Below are 20,040 nucleotides of genomic sequence, written 5' to 3'. Positions count from 1 at the left end.
GGCGCGCACCCTCACCGGGTCCGTCAGAACGTGTACTGCGGATTGACCGTCATGCAGGCCGAGGAGTCCTTCTCCGCGTTCAGCGGGTCCGCGCTCTTGGGGGCCTGGTGCGCGGCCGCCCCGCCGGACGACGCTGGGTAGTCCGTGCCGGTCCGCCAGTCGTTGCCGACCACCAGCCGCATCGTGCCGGCCGAGGACGACTCCCGCACCGCGCCGCTGGGCAGCCCCAGTGCCTTGGCGAGCGCCAGGGCGTCGCCGCGCTGGGCGGCGTCCTTGTAGACGAGGGTGGTGTCCACCTGGCTGGCGAGCCGGGAGTCCGTGCGCGCGCTCGTGTAGCCGAGCGCGGCCAGCCGGCTGTGGAGGTCGCTGGCACGACCGGCGGCCGGGCCGCGCGAACCGTCGGTGCCGTTCTGGATGATGACGTCCAGCTTGGCCTTGGGAGTGGACGGCCCCGTCTCCGGTTCCGGCTTCTTCTTGGCGCCCTCGGCACCCTTGGCGTCCTTGCCGTCCAGCGCGACGTCGTTGCGCAGCATCGCGAAGGTGGCCTCCGCGTCACCGGGCTTGGGAACCACGTACCGCTCCCCGGGGCCGTACTGCCACGGCATGGTGACCATCGTGGTGCGCTTGGTCGGCACCCGCTGGAGGTCACCGCCCAGGTCGTAGAGCTTCTTGACCGAGCCCAGCCCCTCGTCGACCGTGAGCGCGCTGGTCGCGGCCTCCGCCAGGTCCCGCAGCTGCACCGGGTCGGTGAGCTTGGTGCCCTTCTTGAGCTGACGGATCATCGAGTTCATGTACATGTGCTGGGCCTTGGCCCGGCCGATGTCGGTGTTGTCCTCGAAGCCGTAACGGGTGCGCAGCCACTGGAGCGCCTGGACGCCCTGGACGGAGTGGGTGCCCTTGGTCAGCCGCAGTCCGCTGCCGTGGCCCCTGCTGTCGTGCGAGTAGACGTTCCGGTCGACGCAGACCGGGACCCCGCCGATCGCGTCGGCCATGTCCACCACCCCGGCGAAGTCGACCATCATGAAGTGGTCGATGTAGATGCCGGTCAGCTCCTTCCAGGTGGCGACGGTGCAGCCCGGACCGCCGTGCTGGAGCGACTCGTTGATGGCGGCGGTGGTCTGCGGGTAGACGTGGCCGTCCTTGGGGTCGGTGCACTGCGGGATGGTCACCCGGGTGTCCCGCGGTATGGAGATCACCGACATGTTGCTGCGGTCGGCGCTGACGTGCAGCAGCATCTGGACGTCCGCCAGCGGTTTGCGGTCCGCGTCCTGGCGGGCCCCGCCCAGCTCGATGTTCTTCTCGCTGTTCCGGCCGTCCGAGCCCACCAGCAGGATGTTCATCGGCGTCTGCCCGAACGCGTTGGGCTCCGGCTTCTTCAGTCCGCCCGGGCCGAGGTCCAGCGCGTCCTTGCGGAGGTTGGCGTTCAGGTGCTGGTAGTAGAGGTAGCCGCCGGTCGCCCCGGCCACCAGGAGCAGGCCCAGACTCAGCGCGGTCCAGCGCAGCGCCCGGCCGCCCTTGCTGCGCTTGCCGGCCTTACCGCCCTTGCGGCGACGCGGGGGACGGCCGGCGCGGTGCCCGGCCGGTTCGTCGTCGGACGGGCCACCACCGTCGGGCGGGCCACCGCCGTCGTCGGGAGCCGGTGGGCCGGAGCCCTCGTCCGGCGCCCAGCCCGGCGCGTCCGGGGGCAGCCCCTTGTCCGCGAAGCCGCCGCCCGTCCAGCCCAACCGCCGGGGCTCCGGCTCCGGCTCCTTTCGTCCCCCGCGCTGCCCGTCACCGCGCACACCGCTCTGCGGCATTCGGCACTCTCCCCGTTGTCCGATCCGGTGCGCTCGGTGTCCCCCCGGTGCACGCACCGGCTCCACTGGAGCACCCGGTACGCGCACCGGCTCCACCGGGGCGGCTGACGCCGCGCTCCCCGCTGGGCGGCCCTGCCGGGCCCGCCGGATTACTTCGCGCAGATGTTCTTGTCATCTGCATTGACGTGCTGGACCCCCGCCGGGGTTTCGGTCGGTGCCTCGATCGGTGAACCCGGGGCGGTGAAGTCCTTGCCGAGCACCAGCTTCATCGGGACCCGCGGACCGGCGTCCGTGGCGGTCTGCTTCAACGCGCTCTTGGGCAGACCCATCCACTCGGCCAGCGTGGCGGCCTGGTCGGCCTGGTTGGGCGCGTACTCCAGACGGGTCGCGGCGAGCTTCTCCGAGGCGTTGCCGGCATTGGTGGAGAGCCGCGCGCCCTTGTTGTTCTGCAGCCAGTCCACGGTCTCCTGGGCCGCGCCGAACGGCCCGCCGCCGTTGGTGACATCGACCCGGACCAGCTCGGCCGGGGCCTTCTTGACCGGTGCGGCCTTCTTGCCGCCCTGGTCCTTCCCGGCCCCCTTGGACAGCGTGTGGTCCTGCTGCACCATCTTGAACAGCGGATCGGCCTTGGCCGTGTCCAGCACGACGGTGGCCTTGTCCCGCGGGTTGTCCAGCACCGGGACGGTGGCGAAGGTGATCTTGTTGAGGTCGACCCGCTTCAGGTCGCTGCCGAAGTCCATCAGCTTCGACGCACTGCCGATACCGGTGTCCACCGTCAGCGCCTTGGTCGCCGCCTGCGCCACGTCCAGCAGCTTGGTCGGACTGCCGAACGCACTGGACTTCAGCTTCCGGATCAGCGAACCGACGAACTGCTGCTGGAGCTGAATCCGACTCAGATCGCTGCCGGTGCCCACCGCGTGCCGGGTCCGCACGAACGCCAGCGCCTGCTCGCCCTTGACCACGTGCCGACCGGCCGTCAACTTCAGGTGCGACTTGGGGTCGTTGATGTCCTTGCCCGCGCACACCTCGACGCCGTCCACCGCATTGGACAGGTCCTTGACGGCGTTGAAGTCCGCCATCATGAAGTGGTTGACCTTCACCCCGGTCAGCTTCTCGACGGTCCGCCAGGTGCAGCCCGGGTCCCGGCCCTCCTGGCCCAGGCTGGTGTTGAACCGCACCTGCTGCTGACCCGGAATGACCTTCGTCGAGCCGTCCGGCTGCTTCGTCGGGCAGTCGGGGATGTCGGTGATCAGGTCACGCGGGATGCTCAGCGCGGTGGCGTTGGTCCGGTCCTTGGACACGTGCATCAGGATCGTGGTGTCCGCGTGCCCGACGCTGCCCGAGTCGCCGTACCCCGAGTCGCCCTTGCCGGTGCGCGCGTCGGTGCCGATGACCAGGAGGTTCACCGGACCGTCGGTGACCGCCGAGTTCTCCTCGCCGACGTCGACCTTCCTGATGTTGCCGTCGAGCTGCTCGTAGATGACGAACGCGGTACCGCAGCCGGCGACGAGCACGAAGCCCACCACACCGGCCGTCCAGTACACGGCCTTCCGCTTCACCGACTTCTTCGGCTTGGGCTTGCGGCGGGTCGCCGCGCTGCCGGCCGCCGCCGCGGATTCGGCCCCGGCCCGGTCCGCGGCCCGGCGCGCCGCCCGGCCGCCCGCCGCGGGCTCGGCGTCGTCGTCCTTGTCCTTCCGGCCGCCCCGTTGGACGGGCAGCGGACGGGTGTCGGTGTCGTCGCGCCCCGCGCCGGGTTTCCCCGTGGCACGTCTGCCGGGCGCCTTGCGGTCGGCGGGCCGAGCCGGGCCCTGACCCTTCGGGTCAAGCCGCAACTCGTAGTTGCCGGTGTTCGGATCGAACACCCACTGATCGGCGGGGTCGACGTTGTCGTCGCCCGCCTGCCCACGGCCTTGCGCGTCCACGGTGCCTTGAGTCCTCCGTCGATACCACGCGGCGCCATCCCCTCAGGGCGCTCGGTCGGTCGATAGTGCGGTACGTGGTCAGTTACTGGGTCAACGCTCAACGGCCAGCTGGTCGTGCGGACCGGATCGCTCACACTATCCGCCCAGTTCAGTGTCGGGCGACGCCCGTGACAAATTCCACTTCCCTACAACTGGGCAATCCGCCCATTCCCTTCACGGCTCACCGGCGCACTGCGCGGCGTATTTATTCGCAGGCGCCGTGTTCCGCCGTGGTCCCGGGAAAGGCCGGTGTCGAACTCGCGGCGGGCGCCGGTCTTCCGCCCCGCCCGCGGCCCGCGGCCTTGCCGTCCACGGCCGCGGTGGGCCGCTGCGGCACCACCGTCACCGGCCGATCGTTGCGCAGCCGCCCGAAGAGCCCATCCGCGTCCGGTTGCACCAGCTCATCGCGATTCGGGTCGTAGCGGTACGCGGTACGCGGCACGGTCAGGAACTGCACATGTGCGGTGGGAATGCTGCGCATGCTGCGGACCAATTCGTACAAACCCCGGAGGGAAGCCAGCCCGGCATCAGTGGTCAGTGAACTCGTCGCGGCATCCATCACCGGATACAGCCGCATCGGATTGAGCAGCACGCCATTGCTCTGCACTTTCTTCACCAAGGCGGCGAGGAACAGCTGCTGCCGCTCCATACGCTGGGTGTCACTGCCGTCGCCCAGACTCTTGCGGGCCCGCACGAAACCGAGCGCCGCCTCGCCGTCCAACGTCTGCCGACCGGCCGGCAGCGCCACATGAGCCTCGTCGTCCTTGATGGGCTGCGGCAGGCACACCTGCACACCGTGCACCGCGTCCACCATGTTCTTGAACCCGGTGAAGTCCACGATGACGTGGTGGTCGATCCGGACCCGGGTCATCATCTCCACCGTACGGATCGCACACGCCGCGCCGCCGAACGCGAACGCCCAGTTGAACTGCACCGTCTGCGGCACCGACTCGGTTCCGTCGGCGCGCTTGCAGTGCGGTACGGGCACCATCAGGTCGCGCGGAATGCTGACCGCGGTCGCGCTCCTCCGGTCGGCCGCCAGGTGCAGCAGGATCGTGGTGTCCGAACGCTGGGTGCCGCTGTCCACCCCGTACGCGCCGTTGTCGCCACCGCGGTTGTCGGAGCCGATCAGCAGGATGTCCTGCGCGTTCGGCGGACCCGCCGGCGGCCGCTCCGACTCGTACTTCTCCAACTCCCGCTCGGTGGCGCTGTCCGAGCGGATGTTGCCGTTGAGCCGGGACCAGACGGCCCACCCCAACCCCGCCGAGGCCAGGACGGCGACGGTCAGCGCCAGCGCGGCGGCCCGCAGCCAGCGGCGGTGCGGCGGCGCCGGGACGCGCGGCGGGCCCGGCCGGTCGGTCGCCAGCAGCCCGGTGGGCCGCTCCGCCCAGCCCCCGAACCGCGCCCGCCGACCGGGGCCCGGCGCCCCCCGCCCACCGCTCTCGGAAGGACGCCGGCGGCCGGGCGGGGTGTCGGGGCTCTCGGTCACGGGTGCGTCCCTCCCTCACGGAGTCGGCGGCACGCCCCCGCGCCGGGCACCGCCGGGGAGGAGACCACCGGTACCCCGCGCCGGGGAGTCCGTACGCACCGGGCGTACGTACACCGAGCATGGCCCCACACGGCCGGACCGGCCCGTCCGGCGGGAATCCCCTCGGCCGGACGGGGGAGCCGACGGCCCCGCGCCGGTCCCGGGCGCCTCGGGGCCGGTTCGGTGGATCAGGGTCGGACAAGCCCTGATCCACCGGGCCGGCCCTAGGAACGCGGCGCGGTGAAGGTGACCTTCTCGGTGGTCTCCCGCGCGGCCAGCGCACCGTCGTCCAGCCGGTCCAGATGGCGGCACAGCACCACCGAACCGCCCGCCGCCAACGGCGCGTACAGCCCGTACGACAGGCCCTGCCAGGTGTCGTACGCCAGCCCCGACAGCACCCGCGGCGCCGCCGGCAGCCCCGCGGCCGCGGCATCCGCCCGCGCCCGCTCCCCGATCCCGGCACCGGTCAGCTCCACGCCGCCGACCGCCAGCGCCGGTGCGCCCGGATCCACCGGGACGAACGGCGCGAACCGGTCGCCCTGGGCCGGCACCTCCACCGCGTAGTCCGCGAACCCGGCCGGCGGCTGCGGGAACCGGCCGCCCAACGGGCGCAGCGCCAGCGCCACCCGCTCCCCGGAACAGGCCCGCGCCGCGTCGAGGGTGTCCGGACCGCTGACGACGAGGTCCGCGGCGGCCGGATCACCCCCCACGTCCGCGACCACGCCCACCGACGCACAGGCCAACAGCCAGACGGCGGTCTGCCAGTGGGCGGGCAACAGCAGCGCGAGCCGGTCGCCGGGCTCGGCGGCCAGATCACCCTGGAGGTAGTTGGCGGTCTTCGCCACCCAATTGGCGAAGGTCGCGACGGACAGTTCCACCCGCTCGCCGGTGGCGTCGTCGTAGAAGGTCACGAGCGGGCGGGCCGGGTCCGCGGCGAGCGCGGAACCCAGCAGGTCGGCGGGGGTGCGGTCGGTGGCGTTCATCGCGGCCAGAGTACGCGCGCGGCCCACTGACGGTCAGTCGGGTGCGGTCCGCGCGGGCCACCGGTTCGGCCGATGCCCCGTCAGACCAGCGATGGCGGGCCGCTGCCGGCCGTGTCCAGGATTTCCCATGCGCCCCTTCCTCGTGTCCTGCCTCGGCGCCGCGTGCACGGCCGCCCTCGCCCTGCCCCTCGCCCCGGCCGCCGCGCACCCCGCCGAGTCAGCCCCCGGGCCCGGCGCGGTGCGCGCCGGCGACCTGCCGGGCGCCACCCAGTCCCTGCCACTGGAGAGCCTCTTCCTGACGGCCTCGACGGCCCCGACGGCCCAGGCCGCCCCGGCCGTCCCGGGCACCCCCGCCCAGGGCGGCCAGGGCGGCCAGGGCACCCAGGGCACCCAGGTCGGCGAATCGCCACAAGAACCGGCCGTCCGCGGACTGGCACCCCGCACGGTCCGGCCGTTCTCCCTCCTCGGCATCGTCTGGGACGACGCCGCGGCCGCCCTCCGCGGCCGGATCCAGGTCCGCACCCGGGCCCGCGGCAGCGGCCTCTGGTCCGGTTGGCAGGACCTCCAGAACGCCAGCGACGACGCCCCCGACCTCGGCGCCGGGGAGGGCCGCGGCAACGCCGCACGGGGTAGCACGGCGCCCCTGTGGGTGGGCGCCAGCGACGCCGTCCAACTGCGCCTCACGCTCGCCGACCCGCACCGCGCCGCCACCGTCCTGCCGCACGGCCTACGCCTCGAACTCGTCGACCCCGGCCCCGACACCCCCGTCGTCCGCGGCGGCCCGCCCAGCACCCCCGAGGCCACCGCCAGCTCCGCCGCCAACGCGCCCCTGGCACCGCTCGGCGCCACCGAGATCCCCGCCGCCGACCAGGCCGCCACCCAGGCCGACGTCACCGCGGCCGGCGGGCCCGCCGCCGGAGCGGTGCACATCGGCGCCCGCCCGCGCATCGTCACCCGGGCCGGCTGGGGCGCCGACGAGCAGCTGCGCGAAGCGCGCTTCGTCTACACCCACCCGGTCCGCGCCGTCTTCGTCCACCACAGCGCCACCGGCAACAACTACACCTGCGCACAAGCCCCTTCGGTGATCCGCGGCCTGTACCGCTACCACGTCAAGAGCAGCCACTGGCGGGACATCGGCTACAACTTCCTGATCGACAAGTGCGGCACCATCTACGAGGGCCGCGCCGGCGGCGTCGCCAAACCGGTACTCGGCGCCCACACCCTCGGCTTCAACAACGACAGCACCGGCATCGCGCTGCTCGGCTCGTTCAGCAAGACCGCCCCGCCCCGCCCCGCCGTCGAGGCGCTGGGCCGGCTGGCGGCCTGGAAACTCGGCCTGCACGGCGCCGATCCGCGCGGCCGCACCCCGATGAGGTCCACCGGCGGCAATCTCTACCGGAAGGGGAGAGTCGTCCAACAGCACGTCATTTCCGGCCATCGCGACGGCTTCAAGACGGAATGCCCCGGCACCCTCCTCTATGCCGACCTCCCCGCGGTCCGGCTGGCCGCGGCCCGCCTCCAGGGCCGCTGACGCCCGCCGGGAGCCCCGTCCGGCACCGCCGCCGTGAAACGTGTCACCCCCGGTGTCCTCTGCCGCCGCACGGTCGTCGGCCCCGACACTGAACCGATCGCCGCCACTGCACGTCCTAGGGACCGCGATACCTCCCGGCACCCGTCATCGGCCCGCCGCGTCCCGACGTCCCGCCGAGGGCGACCGACGGTCCGTCTGCCTACACTGGTCCGCCGACCAGCCGACCCCAGGAAGCAGAGAAGACCACGTGAGCGTCGCACGCGCAGCCGCCGGGCCGCGGTCGACGCGACGACTGCCGCACCGTTGCACTGCACGGGCGGAGAAGCGAACAAGAGGACACAAGTGACCGAAGCGATCCTCCTGGTCGGCGGCAAGGGCACTCGGCTGCGCCCGCTGACGGTGCACACGCCCAAGCCCATGGTCCCGGCCGCCGGCGTGCCCTTCCTCACCCACCAACTGGCCCGCGCCCGCGCCGCCGGCGTCGAGCACATCGTCCTGGCCACGTCCTACCTCGCCGAGGTCTTCGAGCCGTACTTCGGCGACGGCTCCGCGCTCGGCCTGCACCTGGAATACGTCACCGAAGTGGAGCCGCTGGGCACCGGCGGCGCCATCCGCAACGTCGCCTCCCGGCTGCACTCGGCCCCCGGCGACCCGGTGCTGATCTTCAACGGCGACATCCTCACCGGCCTGGACATCCGCGCCCTGGTCGACACCCACCGCACCAGCGGCGCCGACGTCTCCCTGCACCTCACCCGGGTCGAGGACCCGCGCGCCTTCGGGCTGGTCCCCACGGACGAAACCGGCCGGGTCACCGCCTTCCTGGAGAAGCCGCAGACCCCCGAGGAGATCGTCACCGACCAGATCAACGCCGGCGCCTACGTCTTCAACCGCTCGGTCATCGACTCCATCCCCACCGGCCGCCCGGTCTCCGTCGAACGCGAGACCTTCCCCGGCCTGCTCGCCGACGGCGCCCACCTCCAGGGCATGGTCGACTCCACCTACTGGCTCGACCTCGGCACCCCGCAGGCATTCGTCCGCGGCTCCGCCGACCTGGTCATGGGCCGCGCCCCGTCCCCGGCCGTCCCCGGCCGCTGCGGCGACCGCCTCGTCCTGGCGGACGCCGAGGTCGCCCCCGACGCCAAGCTCACCGGCGGCACCGTGGTCGGCTCCGCGGCCACGGTCGGCGCCGGCGCCCGGGTGGACGGCAGCACGGTCCTCGACGGCGCCGTGATCGAACCGGGCGCCCAGGTCCGCGACTCGCTGATCGGCGCCGGCGCCCGCATCGGGGCCCGTACGGTCCTGGACGGCGCGGTGATCGGCGACGGCGCGGTGGTCGGTCCCGACAACGAACTGCGCGGCGGCATCCGCATCTGGTGCGGCGCCGACATCCCCGCCGGCTCGGTCCGCTTCTCGTCCGACCAGTGACGCGCGCCCCGTCCGACCGGCGACCTGTTCCCCGTCCGACCGGCGACGACGTCCTTGCCCAACCGGTGACGGCGTCCCCGTCCGACCGGCGACGACCGACGCCTGACCTCGGCCCGACCCCGATCGCCTAACCTGGCGGCATGCCCGCCCGCACCTGGGTTCCGCCCGGCCCGTACGACCTGCACCGCACCCTCGGGGTGCTGCGTCGCGGTCCCGGCGACCCGGCGTTCGCGGTCCGCGGCGACGAGATCTGGCGCGCCTGCCGCACGCCCGACGGCCCCGGCACCCTGCGCCTGGCGGCCCGCCCCGCCGACGGCCACATCGCGGCGACGGCCTGGGGCCCGGGCGCGCAGTGGCTGCTGGAGCGCCTGCCGGAGCTGCTGGGGGAGTCCGACGACCCGGCGGCGCTGACCGCCCGGCACCGCGTCGTCCACGAGGCGCGCCGCCGCCACCCCGGCGTCCGGCTCGCCCGCACCGGCCTGGTCCTGGAGTCGCTGATCCCCTCGGTCCTGGAGCAGAAGGTCACCAGCGACGAGGCGTACCGCGCCTGGCGGCTGCTGCTCCAGCGACACGGCACGCCCGCGCCCGGCCCCTGGGACCGGCTGCGGGTGATGCCCGAGCCGCGCGGCTGGGCGCTGATCCCGTCCTGGGAGTGGCACCGCGCGGGCGTCGACGACAAGCGGTCCTCGGCGATCGTGCGCGCGGTCCGGGTCGCGGCCCGTATGGAGGAGGCCGCGCGGATGGACCTCGCGGCCGCCACCCGCCGGCTGACCGCGATCCTGGGCATCGGCCCCTGGACGGCCGCCGAGACCCTCCAGCGCGCCCTGGGCGCCCCCGACGCGATCACCGTCGGCGACCTGCACCTGCCGAAGATCATCGGCTATGCGCTCACCGGCCGCCGCGGCACCACCGACGAGGAGATGCTTCACCTGCTGGCGCCCTACGAGGGCCAGCGGCACCGCGCGGCCCGGCTGATCCTGCTCTCCGGCCTGATCCCGCCGCGCCGCGCCCCGCGCTTCCCGGTGGGCGACATCGCCCGGCTGTGACCGGGACGGCGCCGCCCACCGTGGGGTCCGTCGAACGCCCGCTCAGCGGACGCTGACGAAGTCGTCCACCGGCCGCGCCGGCCGCTCCCGCGGCGGCGACGCCGGCCGCCCGATGGCCACCGCCCCCATCGGCTCCCAGTCCGCCGGCAGCTCCAGCACCTCCCGGACCACGTCCCGGCAGAACATCGTCGAGGAGATCCACGCCGACCCCAGCCGTTCGGCGGCCAGCGTCACCAGGAAGTTCTGGATGCCCGCGCCGTGCGCGACGACGAACATCTCGCGTTCGGCGGCGCCGCGCCGCGCGTCCGGGTAGGCGTGCGAACCGTCCAGCACCATGCACGGCACCGCCAGATACGGCGCGTTGCGCAGCACGTCGCCGCGCCGCACCCGCTTGGCGATCGACTCCTCCGACTTCCCGTCCGCGCGCAGATCGGCCACCCAGGCGTCCCGCATCGCGTCCAGTAGGCGGGTCCGGGACTCCGCCGACTCCACGAGGACGAACCGCCACGGCGCGGTGTGGTGCGGCGCCGGCGCGGTCAGTGCCGCGGCCACCGCGCGCCGCACCGCGCCCGGGTCCACCGGATCGTCGGTGAACTCCCGGACCGTGCGCCGCAGCGTCACCGCCTCCCGGACGGCCTCGGAGGTGCCCAGCCGGAACATGTCGTCCGCGGCGTTCCGCACCAGCGCCCGCGCCCCCAGGTCCGCGGGCTCCTCGCCGTCCGCGTTCCCGCCGGCACCCGCCTCCGGGCTCGCGTCCGCCTCCGGCCCCGCGTCCGCCGGCAGGACGACGTGCGGCAACCCGCGCACCACGGCCACCGGCAGCCCGGTCGCCTTGCCCTTCACCAGGTCGCCCGCGGCGGCGAGTTCGTCCGCGGTGGCCACGACGGTGGCGACCAGCGGATTGCCGTAGGCGTCGGTGCCGCCGCGCAGGTCGTCCAGCACCCGCACCCCGGCCGCCCCGATGGCGACGTCGGTCAGACCGCTGCGCCACGGCCGCCCGAAGGTGTCGCTGATGATCACGCCGACGTCCACGCCGAGCGTCTCGCGCAGCCCGGCCCGCAGCGCGCGGGCCGAGGCGTCCGGGTCCGCGGGCAGCAGCAGGATCGTGCCGGACGGGGTGTTGGAGGCGTCCACGCCGGCCGCGGCCATCACCAGGCCCCGGTGGTCCTCCACGATCCGCAGGGTGCCGCGGCGGGCCACCACCCGCGCCGTCTCGGCGTCGATCGCCGCCTCGCGGTCGGTGGCCTCGATGATCCGCCCCTCGGCCTTGCTGACGATCTTCGAGGTGACCAACACCACGTCGCCATCGGCCAGTTGGGTCAGGTCGGCGCCGGCCGTCGCGGTCGCGATCAACTTGACGAGGTCGTCGCCGGGCCGCACCTCGGGGATGCCCGGCAGCGCCCACACCCGGTACCCGGGCGCCGTCCCGGTCATCGCCGCACCTCCGCGGCGAGCGCCAGCGCCTCGCGGGCCATCGCGGCGGTGGCCTCCACGTCCGTCATCATCAGCGGCACCGCGCGGCAGCGGATCCCCGCCGCCTCGACGTCGGCCACCGCGCCCGCGTCCACGTCGTCCACCAGCCAGCCGTCCAGCAGACCCGCCCCGTAGTGCCGGGCCACCGCCGCCGCGCTGGATTCCACCCCGACCGCCTCCAGCACCTTGTCGGCCATCCCGCGCACCGGGGCGTCCCCGACGATCGGCGACAGCCCGACCACCGGTGCCGCGGCCTCCGCGACGGCCTCCCGGATGCCGGGGACGGCCAGGATCGTGCCGATGCTGACGACCGGGTTGGAGGGCGGGAAGAGGATCAGGTCGGCCGCCGCGAGGGCCTCCAGCACGCCGGGCGCCGGCTTGGCCTGTTCGGCGCCGACCGGCACCACGGCCAGCGCCGGCACCGACGCCCGCAGCCGTACCCAGTACTCCTGGAAGTGCACGGCCTTGCGTTCGCCGTTCTCGTCCTCGATGGCGACGTGGGTCTCGACCCGGTCGTCGGACATCGGCAGCAGCCACACACCGGGCTGCCAGCGGTCGCACAGCGCCTCGGTGACCGCGCTCAGCGGGTAGCCGGCGCCCAGCATCTGGGTCCGGACGATATGGGTGGCGAAGTCCCGGTCACCCAGCCCGAACCACTCCGGCCCGACGCCGTACGCGGCCAGTTCCTCCTTCACCCGGAACGTCTCGCCCGTCCGGCCCCAGCCCTGGTCCTCGTTGATCCCGCCACCGAGCGTGTACATCACGGTGTCGAGATCGGGACACACCTTCAGCCCGAACAGATGGATGTCGTCACCGGTGTTGCCGATGACGGTGATGTCCGCGTCCGGAGCCGCTGCCTTCAGTCCCCGCAGGAAGCGGGCGCCGCCGATACCGCCGGCCAGAACCACAATGCGCATGCCCGCAAGTCTGTCAGCCGCAGGCTGCTTCCAAGAGGGGTGGGCTGCTTCCAAGAGGGGGGCAGGGTGACGGGTGGGCTGTCAGCCGCAGGCTGATTCCATGAGGGGTGGTGGTCGGGTGACGGGTGGGCGTCAGTGGGTCGCGGTCCCCTGGACCGGCGCCGCGCACCGGGCGCTGTACGGCGCGAGCGGGGCCGCCTCGGCGGAACGGAGGTGGGACGGGGGGAGCATCGGCATGTCGGTCAGGCCGGGGAAGTACACGTGCAGGCTGACGGCCGGCACCAGCGCGTCATTGACGACCTCGTGGGCGTAGCCGGGGGCGAACACCCGCTGGGCGCCGGCGCCCAGGGTGCGCGCTCCACCGGTGCCGTGTTCCGTCAACTCGCCTTCCAGGACGGTCAGTACGCCCGAGGACGGGCCGTGATCGTGCCGGCCGCTGCCCTGCCCGGGGACCCAGCTCAGCAGCCACACCTCGTAACCAGGGCCGGTGCGCAGCCGGTGGTACCAGCGGGTGGTGGCGTCGTAGCGGACCAGCGGGGTCCACGCGGCGCGGTCGGCGGCGAGGGAGCGGGCCAGGCCCGCGAAGCCGGCGACGGTGGTGGGGTGCGCGGGGACGGGCGGCAGCAGGTGGGGGATGGCGAGCGGGTCGCCGGCGATCTGGACGTCGCTGTTCATGGCGGGGTTCCTCGGCGGAAGTGCTGGGTGACGCGCGAAAGTGGGGTGCGGCACGGCGCGGGCCGTTCCTTGTGGGGGCGCGGCGCGGTGGTCGCGGCGGAGCAGTGCGCTGACGGGATGGTGCGAGCGCGGCGGGCTGGAGCTCAGTGGCTACGACAGCTGGAACAGCGACAGCGGGCCTGCGCAGCGCAGAGCGACCCGTAGGAACGGGTCAGTCGGTGCGCGGAGGTCGCTGGCATGCGGCCAAGGAGACATGGGGCGGTGGTGCGCTGTCAAACGCATGACCGCGTATCGGACAGCGTTCACCTCATCCGGTTACTCCGTCCGGAGAAAGGTTTGTGCAGCCCATGGTGCGGAGAAGCGGTCAGCAACCGTGCCCACGGCCGCCGTTGCGGTCCTGTGATCCGGCTGTGATCTTTCCCGCTCCGGCGCGCGCGGTGCAACGCGAAAGCCGTCCGTTGACGTCTCACTCGGTGAGAAGGGAGCCACGGGTTCGCTGCCCGGGGAAGTGTCCTGTTTTTGGATGATTTGAACACTTTCCGCATATGCTTGGTTCCGCAGAGTGAATAAGAGGCCCAATAGCAGATCTCGGCTTGACTGGCCCGGATCAGCACACTTGTAATTTCACTCGTGTCGTTCAGCCGAATTCGATCACGGCTTGATCACGGGGACGTAAAGACAGACGAGGGGCGCACATGACCGAGCTGTTCCAGGAATTGCTGGTCGAGGAGGCGGACGAGGAGCTCGGCTGGCAGGAGCGCGCACTGTGCGCCCAGACCGACCCCGAGTCCTTCTTCCCGGAGAAGGGTGGCTCCACCCGCGAGGCCAAGAAGGTCTGCCTCGCCTGCGAAGTCCGGTCGGAGTGCCTCGAATACGCCCTCGCCAACGACGAGCGCTTCGGTATCTGGGGCGGTCTGTCCGAGCGCGAGCGCCGCCGGCTCAAGAAGGCCGCCGTCTGACCGTGACAGGCCAGCCCCCCGCACCAGCAGCCCGCGGCCGCGCCGACCACGCCGCCGCACCACCCCAACTCCCCATATCCCCCTATAGCGAACACACCGCCTCCAGCGCCCCGGCCGCCGGAGGCGGTCTGCTGTGTACGGAGCCGATCGGTGCCCCGGCGCGAACCATTAGTGTGGGGCCCCGTCCGAGACACGCCCGCACCGCCGGCGCGGGGTGCGCGTGTCCCTCGTAGTCCGTCGCAGTGTCTTCCGGGGGCGGGGGCCTTTCAGCGACTTCGCCGTGGGCCCCGGACTCCCGGGTCCGGAGGGCCCGTACCTCGATGTCCGTGCACAGCCAGTCGGCGGCCCAGGCCGCCCCGTACGCAGCTGCCACACCAGAGTTCCCGCGGCACGTCGTCACCGCCGTGATCGTCTCGCACGACGGCGGCCGCTGGCTGCCCGACGCGCTCGCCGGACTGCTCGGCCAGGAGCGCCCGGTGCAGAACGTCATCGGCGCCGACACCGGCAGCGGGGACGACTCCGCCCAACTGCTCGCCGAGGCGATCGGCGACGACCACGTGCTCCACCTCGCCCGCCGTTCCGGATTCGGCACCGCCGTCGACGAGGCGGTCCGCACCGCCCCCGTCCTCGGCCCCGACGACCTGCCGTACCTGCGCCGCCCCAGCGGCTGGGACCCGGTCAGCCGCACCTGGCACGACGAGGCGTACGAGATGCCGGAACTCCCGCACGGGGAACCGGTCCAGTGGCTGTGGCTGCTGCACGACGACTGCGCGCCGGCCCCCGACGCCCTCGCCGAACTGCTGCGGATCGCCGACGCCAGCCCGTCCACCGCCATCGTCGGCCCCAAGCTGCGCAGCTGGTACGACCGCCGGCAGCTGCTCGAAACCGGCGTCAGCATCGCCCGCAGCGGCCGCCGTTGGACCGGCCTGGACCGCCGCGAACAGGACCAGGGCCAGCACGACCAGGTCCGCCCGGTGCTGTCCGTCTCCACCGCCGGCATGCTCATCCGCCGCGACGTCTACGAGCAGCTGGGCGGCTTCGACCGCCGGCTGCCGCTGATGCGCGACGACGTCGACCTGTGCTGGCGCGCCCAGGCGGCCGGCCATCAGGTCCTGATCGCCCCGGACGCCGTCCTACGGCACGCCGAGGCCGCCGCCCGCGAACGCCGGCCCATCGACTGCGTCGGCCGCTCCGTGGCCAACCCGCACCGGGTCGACAAGGCCGGCGCCGTCTACACCCTGCTCGCCAACACCCGCGGCGCGCTGGTCCCCTACACCCTGCTGCGGCTGCTGATCGGCACCCTGCTGCGGGTCATCGCGTACCTCGTCGGCAAGGTCCCCGGCCAGGCCCTGGACGAACTCGCCGGACTCTTCGGCACCCTGCTCCGCCCCGGAAAGATCCTCGCCGCCCGCAAACGCCGGGGGAAGCCGACGGTCGACCCGAGCGAGCTGCGGCCGCTGTTCCCGCCGCCCGGCGCCACCGTCCGCGCCACCGTCGAACAGGTCGCCGGCAACCTCGCCGGCCGCGCCGCCCCCGACGTCGCCTCCGCCGGCCGGCACGGCGCCGTGGAGTCCGGGCCCGGCGGCGACGACGCCGACTACCTGGAGATCGAGCAGTTCGCGCGGCTCAAACGGATCGCCCGCCGGCCCGGACCGGTGCTCTTCCTCGTCCTGCTGGTCGTCTCGCTGATCGCCTGCCGCGGACTGCTCGGCAGCGGCTCGCTCGTCGGCGGCGCCCTGCTGCCCGCGCCCGACGGCCTCGGCGCCCTGTGGTCGTCCTACGTCAACAACTGGCACCCGGTCGGCGTCGGCGACACCGCCTCCGCGCCGCCCTACCTCGCCGTGCTGGCTTCCTTCTCCACGCTCTTCCTCGGCAGCACCGGCTTCACCCTCACCCTGCTGCTGGTCTGCTCGGTCCCGCTGGCCGGCCTCACCGCCTACTTCGCGTCCCGCCCGCTGGTCGCCTCGCGGCTGCTGCGGGCCTGGGGCAGCATCGCCTACGCCTTCCTGCCCGCCGCCACCGGTGCGCTCGCCGGCGGCCGCCTGGGCACCGCCGTACTGGCCGTCCTGCTGCCGCTGATGGCCCGCGCCGCGGTCGCCGCGAGCGGACTGCGGCTGGCGCCCGGCACCCGACCCAGCTGGCGCGCCGCCTGGGCGTACGCGCTGCTGGTCACCGTCACCAGCGCCTTCACCCCGCTCGTCTGGCCGCTCGCGGTGCTGCTCGGCGTGGCGCTGCTGGTGCTGCGCTTCCTGGACGGCAACCGGGGCCTCGTGATGCCGTACCTGCTGCGGTTCCTGGCCGTGGTGATCGCCCCGCTGGTGGTGCTGGCGCCCTGGTCGCTGTCGCTGCTCACCCACCCGTCGCAGTTCTTCCGCGAGGCCGGCCTCGACTACGGCGCCGGCTCCGCCTCCGTCCTCGACCTCGTCGGGCTCTCCCCGGGCGGCCCCAAGGCCGTCGGCGGGCTGCTGCTCCTCGGCATCGTGCTGGCCGCCCTCGGCGCGACCCTGCGCGACGCGCGGCAGACCGCGATCCGCACCGCCTGGGCGGTGGCCCTGACCGGGCTGCTGTTCGCGGCGCTCGGCAACGGCTCCGGCTGGACCGGCCCGGCCATGCTCGTCTACGGCCTGGCGCTGCTGTGCGCGGCCGCGGTCGGCGCCGAGGGCATCCGCACCCGGATGGCCGCCCTCGGCTTCGGCTGGAAGCAGCCGGCCGCCGTGCTGGTCGCGTCGGCCTGTCTGATCGCCCCGCTCTACGCCGCGGTCAGCTGGATGATCACCGGCGCGGCCGGCCCGGTCCAGCGGCGCGACCCCACGCAGGTCCCGGCGTTCGTCGCCGAGGAGTCCACGACCACCGACCGGGCCCGCACCCTCGTCCTGGACGGCACCGCCGGTCACGTCTCCTACTCCCTCGTCCGCGGCTCCGGAGCTCAGCTCGGCGACGCCGACCTGGCCGCCGAGGCCGGCCCGGACACCCGCCTGGACGCCGTCGTCGCCCACCTCGTCGCCGGCTCCGGCGCCGACCAGACCGACCGGCTCGGCGGCTACGCGGTCCGCTACGTCCTGGTCCGCAAGGGCGCCCCGCGCGAGATGGGCCGCGTCCTGGACGCCACCCCCGGCCTGACCCGGCTCAGCCAGGAGGACGGCAGCGCCCTGTGGCGGGTCGACCAGCGCGTCTCCCGGATCGCGATCGTGCCCGGCCAGACCAAGGAGGGCACCGGCAACGGCGACGCCGTCGCGCCCGTCCCGGTGCCGGCCGGACCGGTCAACGCGCACACCACCAAGGTGCCCGCCGGTCCCGCCGGCCGGATCCTGCGGATCGCCGACGCCGCCGACGACGGCTGGCACGCCACCCTCAACGGCACCCCCCTCAAGCCCGTCACCCTCGACGGCTGGGCCCAGGGCTTCCAGCTCCCGTCCGACGGCGGCCGGCTCGACCTCACCCACGACAACCCCCTCGGCCACACCCTGTGGCTGTGGGGCCAGGGCCTGCTCGCCCTCGTCCTGGTCGTGATGGCGCTGCCCGGCCGCCGCCGGGAGATCGACGACGACCTGCCCGAGGATGCGGCCGTGACCAGCGCGGCCGCCGTGACCACCGCGGCCGCCGCCGACCAGACCGCGGGGGAGGGCCGCCGGGCCCGCCGGCTGCGCGCCCAGGCCGAGGCCGCCGCACCGGCCGACGCCGGCATCCCGGCCGCCCGCACCGGCGAGGAGCCCCCGGCCGCCGCCCCGGCCCCGGACCCGGCTCCGGCCGCCGACCCCTACGCCGCGGTACCGCCGCAGCCCTCCTACGAGCAGTGGCCGGCCGCCCCCGACCCGTCCGCCGCGGACCAGCAGCCCTACGCCCCGTCCGCCGACCCGTACGAGGCCGGCCAGTACGAGGCCGGCCAGTACGGCGCGCAGCAGCAGCCCTATCCGCCGGCCGACCCGTACCAGTCCGGCGGCTACGAGTCCGGCGGGTACACGACCGACCCCTACCAGGCGGGCGCCTACGACCCGTACGGCTACGGCGGCCAGCAGCAGCCCTACCCGGACGCCGGGGCGGAGCAGCACCCTCAGCATCCGCAGCACCCGCAGCCCTACGACGGCACGACGTACCCCGGCGCCTTCCCCGAGCCGCGCCGTGACGGGAGCGAGCAGCAGTGAAGCGCACCATCTTGTCCCTCACCGCCGCGGCCGCCGCGCTGGCCGCCGTCACCGGGGTCGCCGCGCTCGCGGCCCCCGGCGACGGCGCGGCCGCGGCCGCGGCCCCCGCGAGCGGCACCCGGCTGCCCGTCCAGCGGTCCACGCTGGTGTGCCCGGCGCCCAGCTCCTCGGAGGTCGCCGACACCACCTACACCGCCTTCGCGCCCCCCGGTGCCGCGGCCGGCGCGGACACCAAGAAGGGCACCGCCCAGCTCCAGCCCGCCGGCACGGTCGCCGACAGCCACGGCAACGCCGCCGGCAAGGGCGGCAAGGACGCGAAGGACGGCAAGGGCAAGGGCGGTGCCGCGGACGCCGGCGGGACGCAGATCGTCCCGCCGCCCGACACCAAGCCCGTGGTGCCCCTCCAGCAGGCCGGGAAGCCGGTCATCGCGACCACCGACAGCGCCGACGCACCCGCCCTGACCGGCTCCGCCGACGGTGTGCTGGCCCCCGGCTGGACCGTCCAGCAGACCACCGGCATCGCCGCCGGCTCCGGCCGCGGCCTCCAGGGGCTGACCTGCACCGCCCCCGACACCCAGTTCTGGTTCCCCGGCGTCAGCACCGCCGCCGGCCGCAACGACTACGTCCACCTCACCAACCCCGATTCGGTGCCGGCCGTCGTGGACCTCGAAATGCGCGGCAAGGACGGCCCGTTGACGGACAGCGGCGGCGGCGAGGACATCACCGTGCCGCCGCGCACCACCGTCCCGGTGCTGCTCTCCACCCTCACCAGCAGCTCCGCCGACGGCGCCGCGCTGCACGTCACCGCCCGTTCCGGCCGGATCGGCGCGGCCGTCCAGGCCGCCGACGCCAAGACCGGCGGCGACTGGCTGCCGCCCGCCGCCGACCCGTCGCCCGGTGCCGTCCTCCCCGGCATCCCGGCCGATGCCACCGACGTCCAACTGGTCGCCGTCGCGCCGGGCGACGCCGACGTCGACCTCAAGGTCCAACTGGCCACCCCGACCGGCCTGATCACCCCCGCCGGCCTCGACAGCCTGCACGTCAAGAGCGGGATGGCCACCACCGTCGACCTCAAGGACGTCACCAAGGGCGAGGCCGGCTCGCTGGTCCTCACCCCGAGCGACGACGGCTCCACCGCCCCGATCGCCGCGGCGCTGCGGGTGATCCGCGGCAAGGGCGACAACCAGGAGATGGCCTTCATCCCGGCGACCCGGCCCCTGGAGGCCCGCGGCACCGTCGCCGACAACCGGGCCAAGGCCAGCACCCTGACCCTGGTCGCCCCCGAGAAGGGCAAGGACGCCAAGGTCAAGGTCACCGCGTCGGCCGGCAGCGACGGCGGCACCCCGGTCTCCAAGACGTACACGGTCAAGGGCGGCACCAGCCTCGCCGTCCAGCCGCCGCAGCCGACCGGCCTCAAGGGCTCCTACGCGCTGACCGTTGAGCCCCAGCCCGGCAGCGGCCCGGTCTACGCGGCCCGGATGCTGGCGCTGCCGCAGGGCGGGCTGCCCGCCTTCACCATCCAGTCGCTGCCCGACGACCGCGGTTCGGTGCTGGTGCCCACCGCCGGCCAGGACCTGTCGCTGCTCACCCGCTGACCCGCCCGC

At 74.0% G+C, this 20,040-nt stretch carries 13 protein-coding genes; 6 read left to right on the top strand and 7 right to left on the bottom strand.

Annotated elements, in window-relative coordinates; translation table 11 throughout:
- Positions 1-23 precede the first annotated feature (23 nt).
- The 4 genes from ACFVT2_RS37650 to ACFVT2_RS37635 form a co-directional block, all read right to left on the bottom strand.
- A complete protein-coding gene (locus ACFVT2_RS37650; protein WP_390025595.1) occupies positions 24-1,796 on the bottom strand; it encodes an LCP family protein in 1,773 nt (590 codons plus the stop codon).
- Positions 1,797-1,945: 149 nt separating this feature from the next.
- The gene (locus ACFVT2_RS37645) at positions 1,946-3,718 is read right to left on the bottom strand and encodes an LCP family protein (protein ID WP_390025593.1); all 1,773 of its coding nucleotides are present in this window, start codon (positions 3,716-3,718) and stop codon (positions 1,946-1,948) included.
- Positions 3,719-3,962: 244 nt separating this feature from the next.
- Complete coding sequence (locus tag ACFVT2_RS37640) at positions 3,963-5,246, bottom strand: LCP family protein (protein WP_390025591.1); 1,284 nt, start codon at positions 5,244-5,246, stop codon at positions 3,963-3,965.
- Between the two features lie 263 nt (positions 5,247-5,509).
- A complete protein-coding gene (locus ACFVT2_RS37635) occupies positions 5,510-6,268 on the bottom strand; it encodes a TIGR03089 family protein (protein ID WP_390025589.1) in 759 nt (252 codons plus the stop codon).
- Positions 6,269-6,395: 127 nt separating this feature from the next.
- On the opposite strand from ACFVT2_RS37635, the gene ACFVT2_RS37630 reads away from it, so the two are divergent.
- The 3 genes from ACFVT2_RS37630 to ACFVT2_RS37620 all read left to right on the top strand — a co-directional run bounded on the left by ACFVT2_RS37630 (position 6,396) and on the right by ACFVT2_RS37620 (position 10,270).
- Positions 6,396-7,799 carry a peptidoglycan recognition protein gene (locus ACFVT2_RS37630; RefSeq protein ID WP_390025587.1) on the top strand — a complete coding sequence of 468 codons (1,404 nt, stop codon included), beginning with the start codon at positions 6,396-6,398 and terminating at the stop codon, positions 7,797-7,799.
- 342 nt (positions 7,800-8,141) lie between these two features.
- Positions 8,142-9,224 (top strand): sugar phosphate nucleotidyltransferase, encoded by a 1,083-nt coding sequence (locus tag ACFVT2_RS37625; protein WP_390025585.1) that lies wholly within the window; start codon positions 8,142-8,144, stop codon positions 9,222-9,224.
- A gap of 140 nt (positions 9,225-9,364) precedes the next feature.
- Positions 9,365-10,270: a DNA-3-methyladenine glycosylase family protein gene (locus ACFVT2_RS37620; protein ID WP_390025583.1), complete on the top strand. Its 906-nt coding sequence runs from the start codon at positions 9,365-9,367 to the stop codon at positions 10,268-10,270.
- 42 nt (positions 10,271-10,312) lie between these two features.
- Here ACFVT2_RS37620 and ACFVT2_RS37615 read toward each other — a convergent pair whose 3' ends face one another.
- The 3 genes from ACFVT2_RS37615 to ACFVT2_RS37605 all read right to left on the bottom strand — a co-directional run bounded on the left by ACFVT2_RS37615 (position 10,313) and on the right by ACFVT2_RS37605 (position 13,335).
- On the bottom strand, positions 10,313-11,704 hold the full coding sequence (locus ACFVT2_RS37615) for a coenzyme F420-0:L-glutamate ligase (protein ID WP_390025581.1): 1,392 nt from the start codon (positions 11,702-11,704) through the stop codon (positions 10,313-10,315).
- Positions 11,701-12,660, bottom strand: coding sequence for a 2-phospho-L-lactate transferase (cofD, locus tag ACFVT2_RS37610; RefSeq protein ID WP_390025579.1), 960 nt, complete (start codon positions 12,658-12,660; stop codon positions 11,701-11,703). The genes ACFVT2_RS37615 and cofD overlap by 4 nt, the downstream gene beginning before the upstream one ends.
- Positions 12,661-12,792: 132 nt before the next feature.
- Positions 12,793-13,335 (bottom strand): cysteine dioxygenase, encoded by a 543-nt coding sequence (locus tag ACFVT2_RS37605; protein ID WP_390025577.1) that lies wholly within the window; start codon positions 13,333-13,335, stop codon positions 12,793-12,795.
- A 695-nt stretch (positions 13,336-14,030) separates the two neighbouring features.
- On the opposite strand from ACFVT2_RS37605, the gene ACFVT2_RS37600 reads away from it, so the two are divergent.
- The 3 genes from ACFVT2_RS37600 (at position 14,031) to ACFVT2_RS37590 (ending at position 20,031) form a co-directional block, all read left to right on the top strand.
- The gene (locus ACFVT2_RS37600) at positions 14,031-14,294 is read left to right on the top strand and encodes a WhiB family transcriptional regulator (protein ID WP_003983763.1); all 264 of its coding nucleotides are present in this window, start codon (positions 14,031-14,033) and stop codon (positions 14,292-14,294) included.
- Between the two features lie 320 nt (positions 14,295-14,614).
- A complete protein-coding gene (locus ACFVT2_RS37595) occupies positions 14,615-18,436 on the top strand; it encodes a glycosyltransferase family 2 protein (protein ID WP_390025575.1) in 3,822 nt (1,273 codons plus the stop codon).
- On the top strand, positions 18,433-20,031 hold the full coding sequence (locus ACFVT2_RS37590; protein WP_390025573.1) for a DUF5719 family protein: 1,599 nt from the start codon (positions 18,433-18,435) through the stop codon (positions 20,029-20,031). Before ACFVT2_RS37595 ends, ACFVT2_RS37590 begins: the two co-directional genes overlap by 4 nt.
- Positions 20,032-20,040 lie beyond the last annotated feature (9 nt).

It is taken from the genome of Streptomyces sp. NPDC058000 (genome assembly GCF_042886435.1).
Lineage (GTDB): Bacteria > Actinomycetota > Actinomycetes > Streptomycetales > Streptomycetaceae > Streptomyces.
The sequence above is the reverse complement of the archived record's forward strand: the minus strand, read 5'-3'. Positions and strand labels throughout refer to the sequence as shown.

What these genes read in the sequence shown, in the direction of transcription:
- ACFVT2_RS37650 (WP_390025595.1), bottom strand. Translation starts at nt 1,796, where the DNA reads ATGCCGCAGAGCGGTGTGCGCGGTGACGGGCAGCGCGGGGGACGAAAG.
- ACFVT2_RS37635 (WP_390025589.1), bottom strand. Translation starts at nt 6,268, where the DNA reads ATGAACGCCACCGACCGCACCCCCGCCGACCTGCTGGGTTCCGCGCTC.
- ACFVT2_RS37630 (WP_390025587.1), top strand. Translation starts at nt 6,396, where the DNA reads ATGCGCCCCTTCCTCGTGTCCTGCCTCGGCGCCGCGTGCACGGCCGCC.
- ACFVT2_RS37620 (WP_390025583.1), top strand. Translation starts at nt 9,365, where the DNA reads ATGCCCGCCCGCACCTGGGTTCCGCCCGGCCCGTACGACCTGCACCGC.
- ACFVT2_RS37615 (WP_390025581.1), bottom strand. Translation starts at nt 11,704, where the DNA reads ATGACCGGGACGGCGCCCGGGTACCGGGTGTGGGCGCTGCCGGGCATC.
- cofD (WP_390025579.1), bottom strand. Translation starts at nt 12,660, where the DNA reads ATGCGCATTGTGGTTCTGGCCGGCGGTATCGGCGGCGCCCGCTTCCTG.
- ACFVT2_RS37605 (WP_390025577.1), bottom strand. Translation starts at nt 13,335, where the DNA reads ATGAACAGCGACGTCCAGATCGCCGGCGACCCGCTCGCCATCCCCCAC.
- ACFVT2_RS37600 (WP_003983763.1), top strand. Translation starts at nt 14,031, where the DNA reads ATGACCGAGCTGTTCCAGGAATTGCTGGTCGAGGAGGCGGACGAGGAG.
- ACFVT2_RS37595 (WP_390025575.1), top strand. Translation starts at nt 14,615, where the DNA reads ATGTCCGTGCACAGCCAGTCGGCGGCCCAGGCCGCCCCGTACGCAGCT.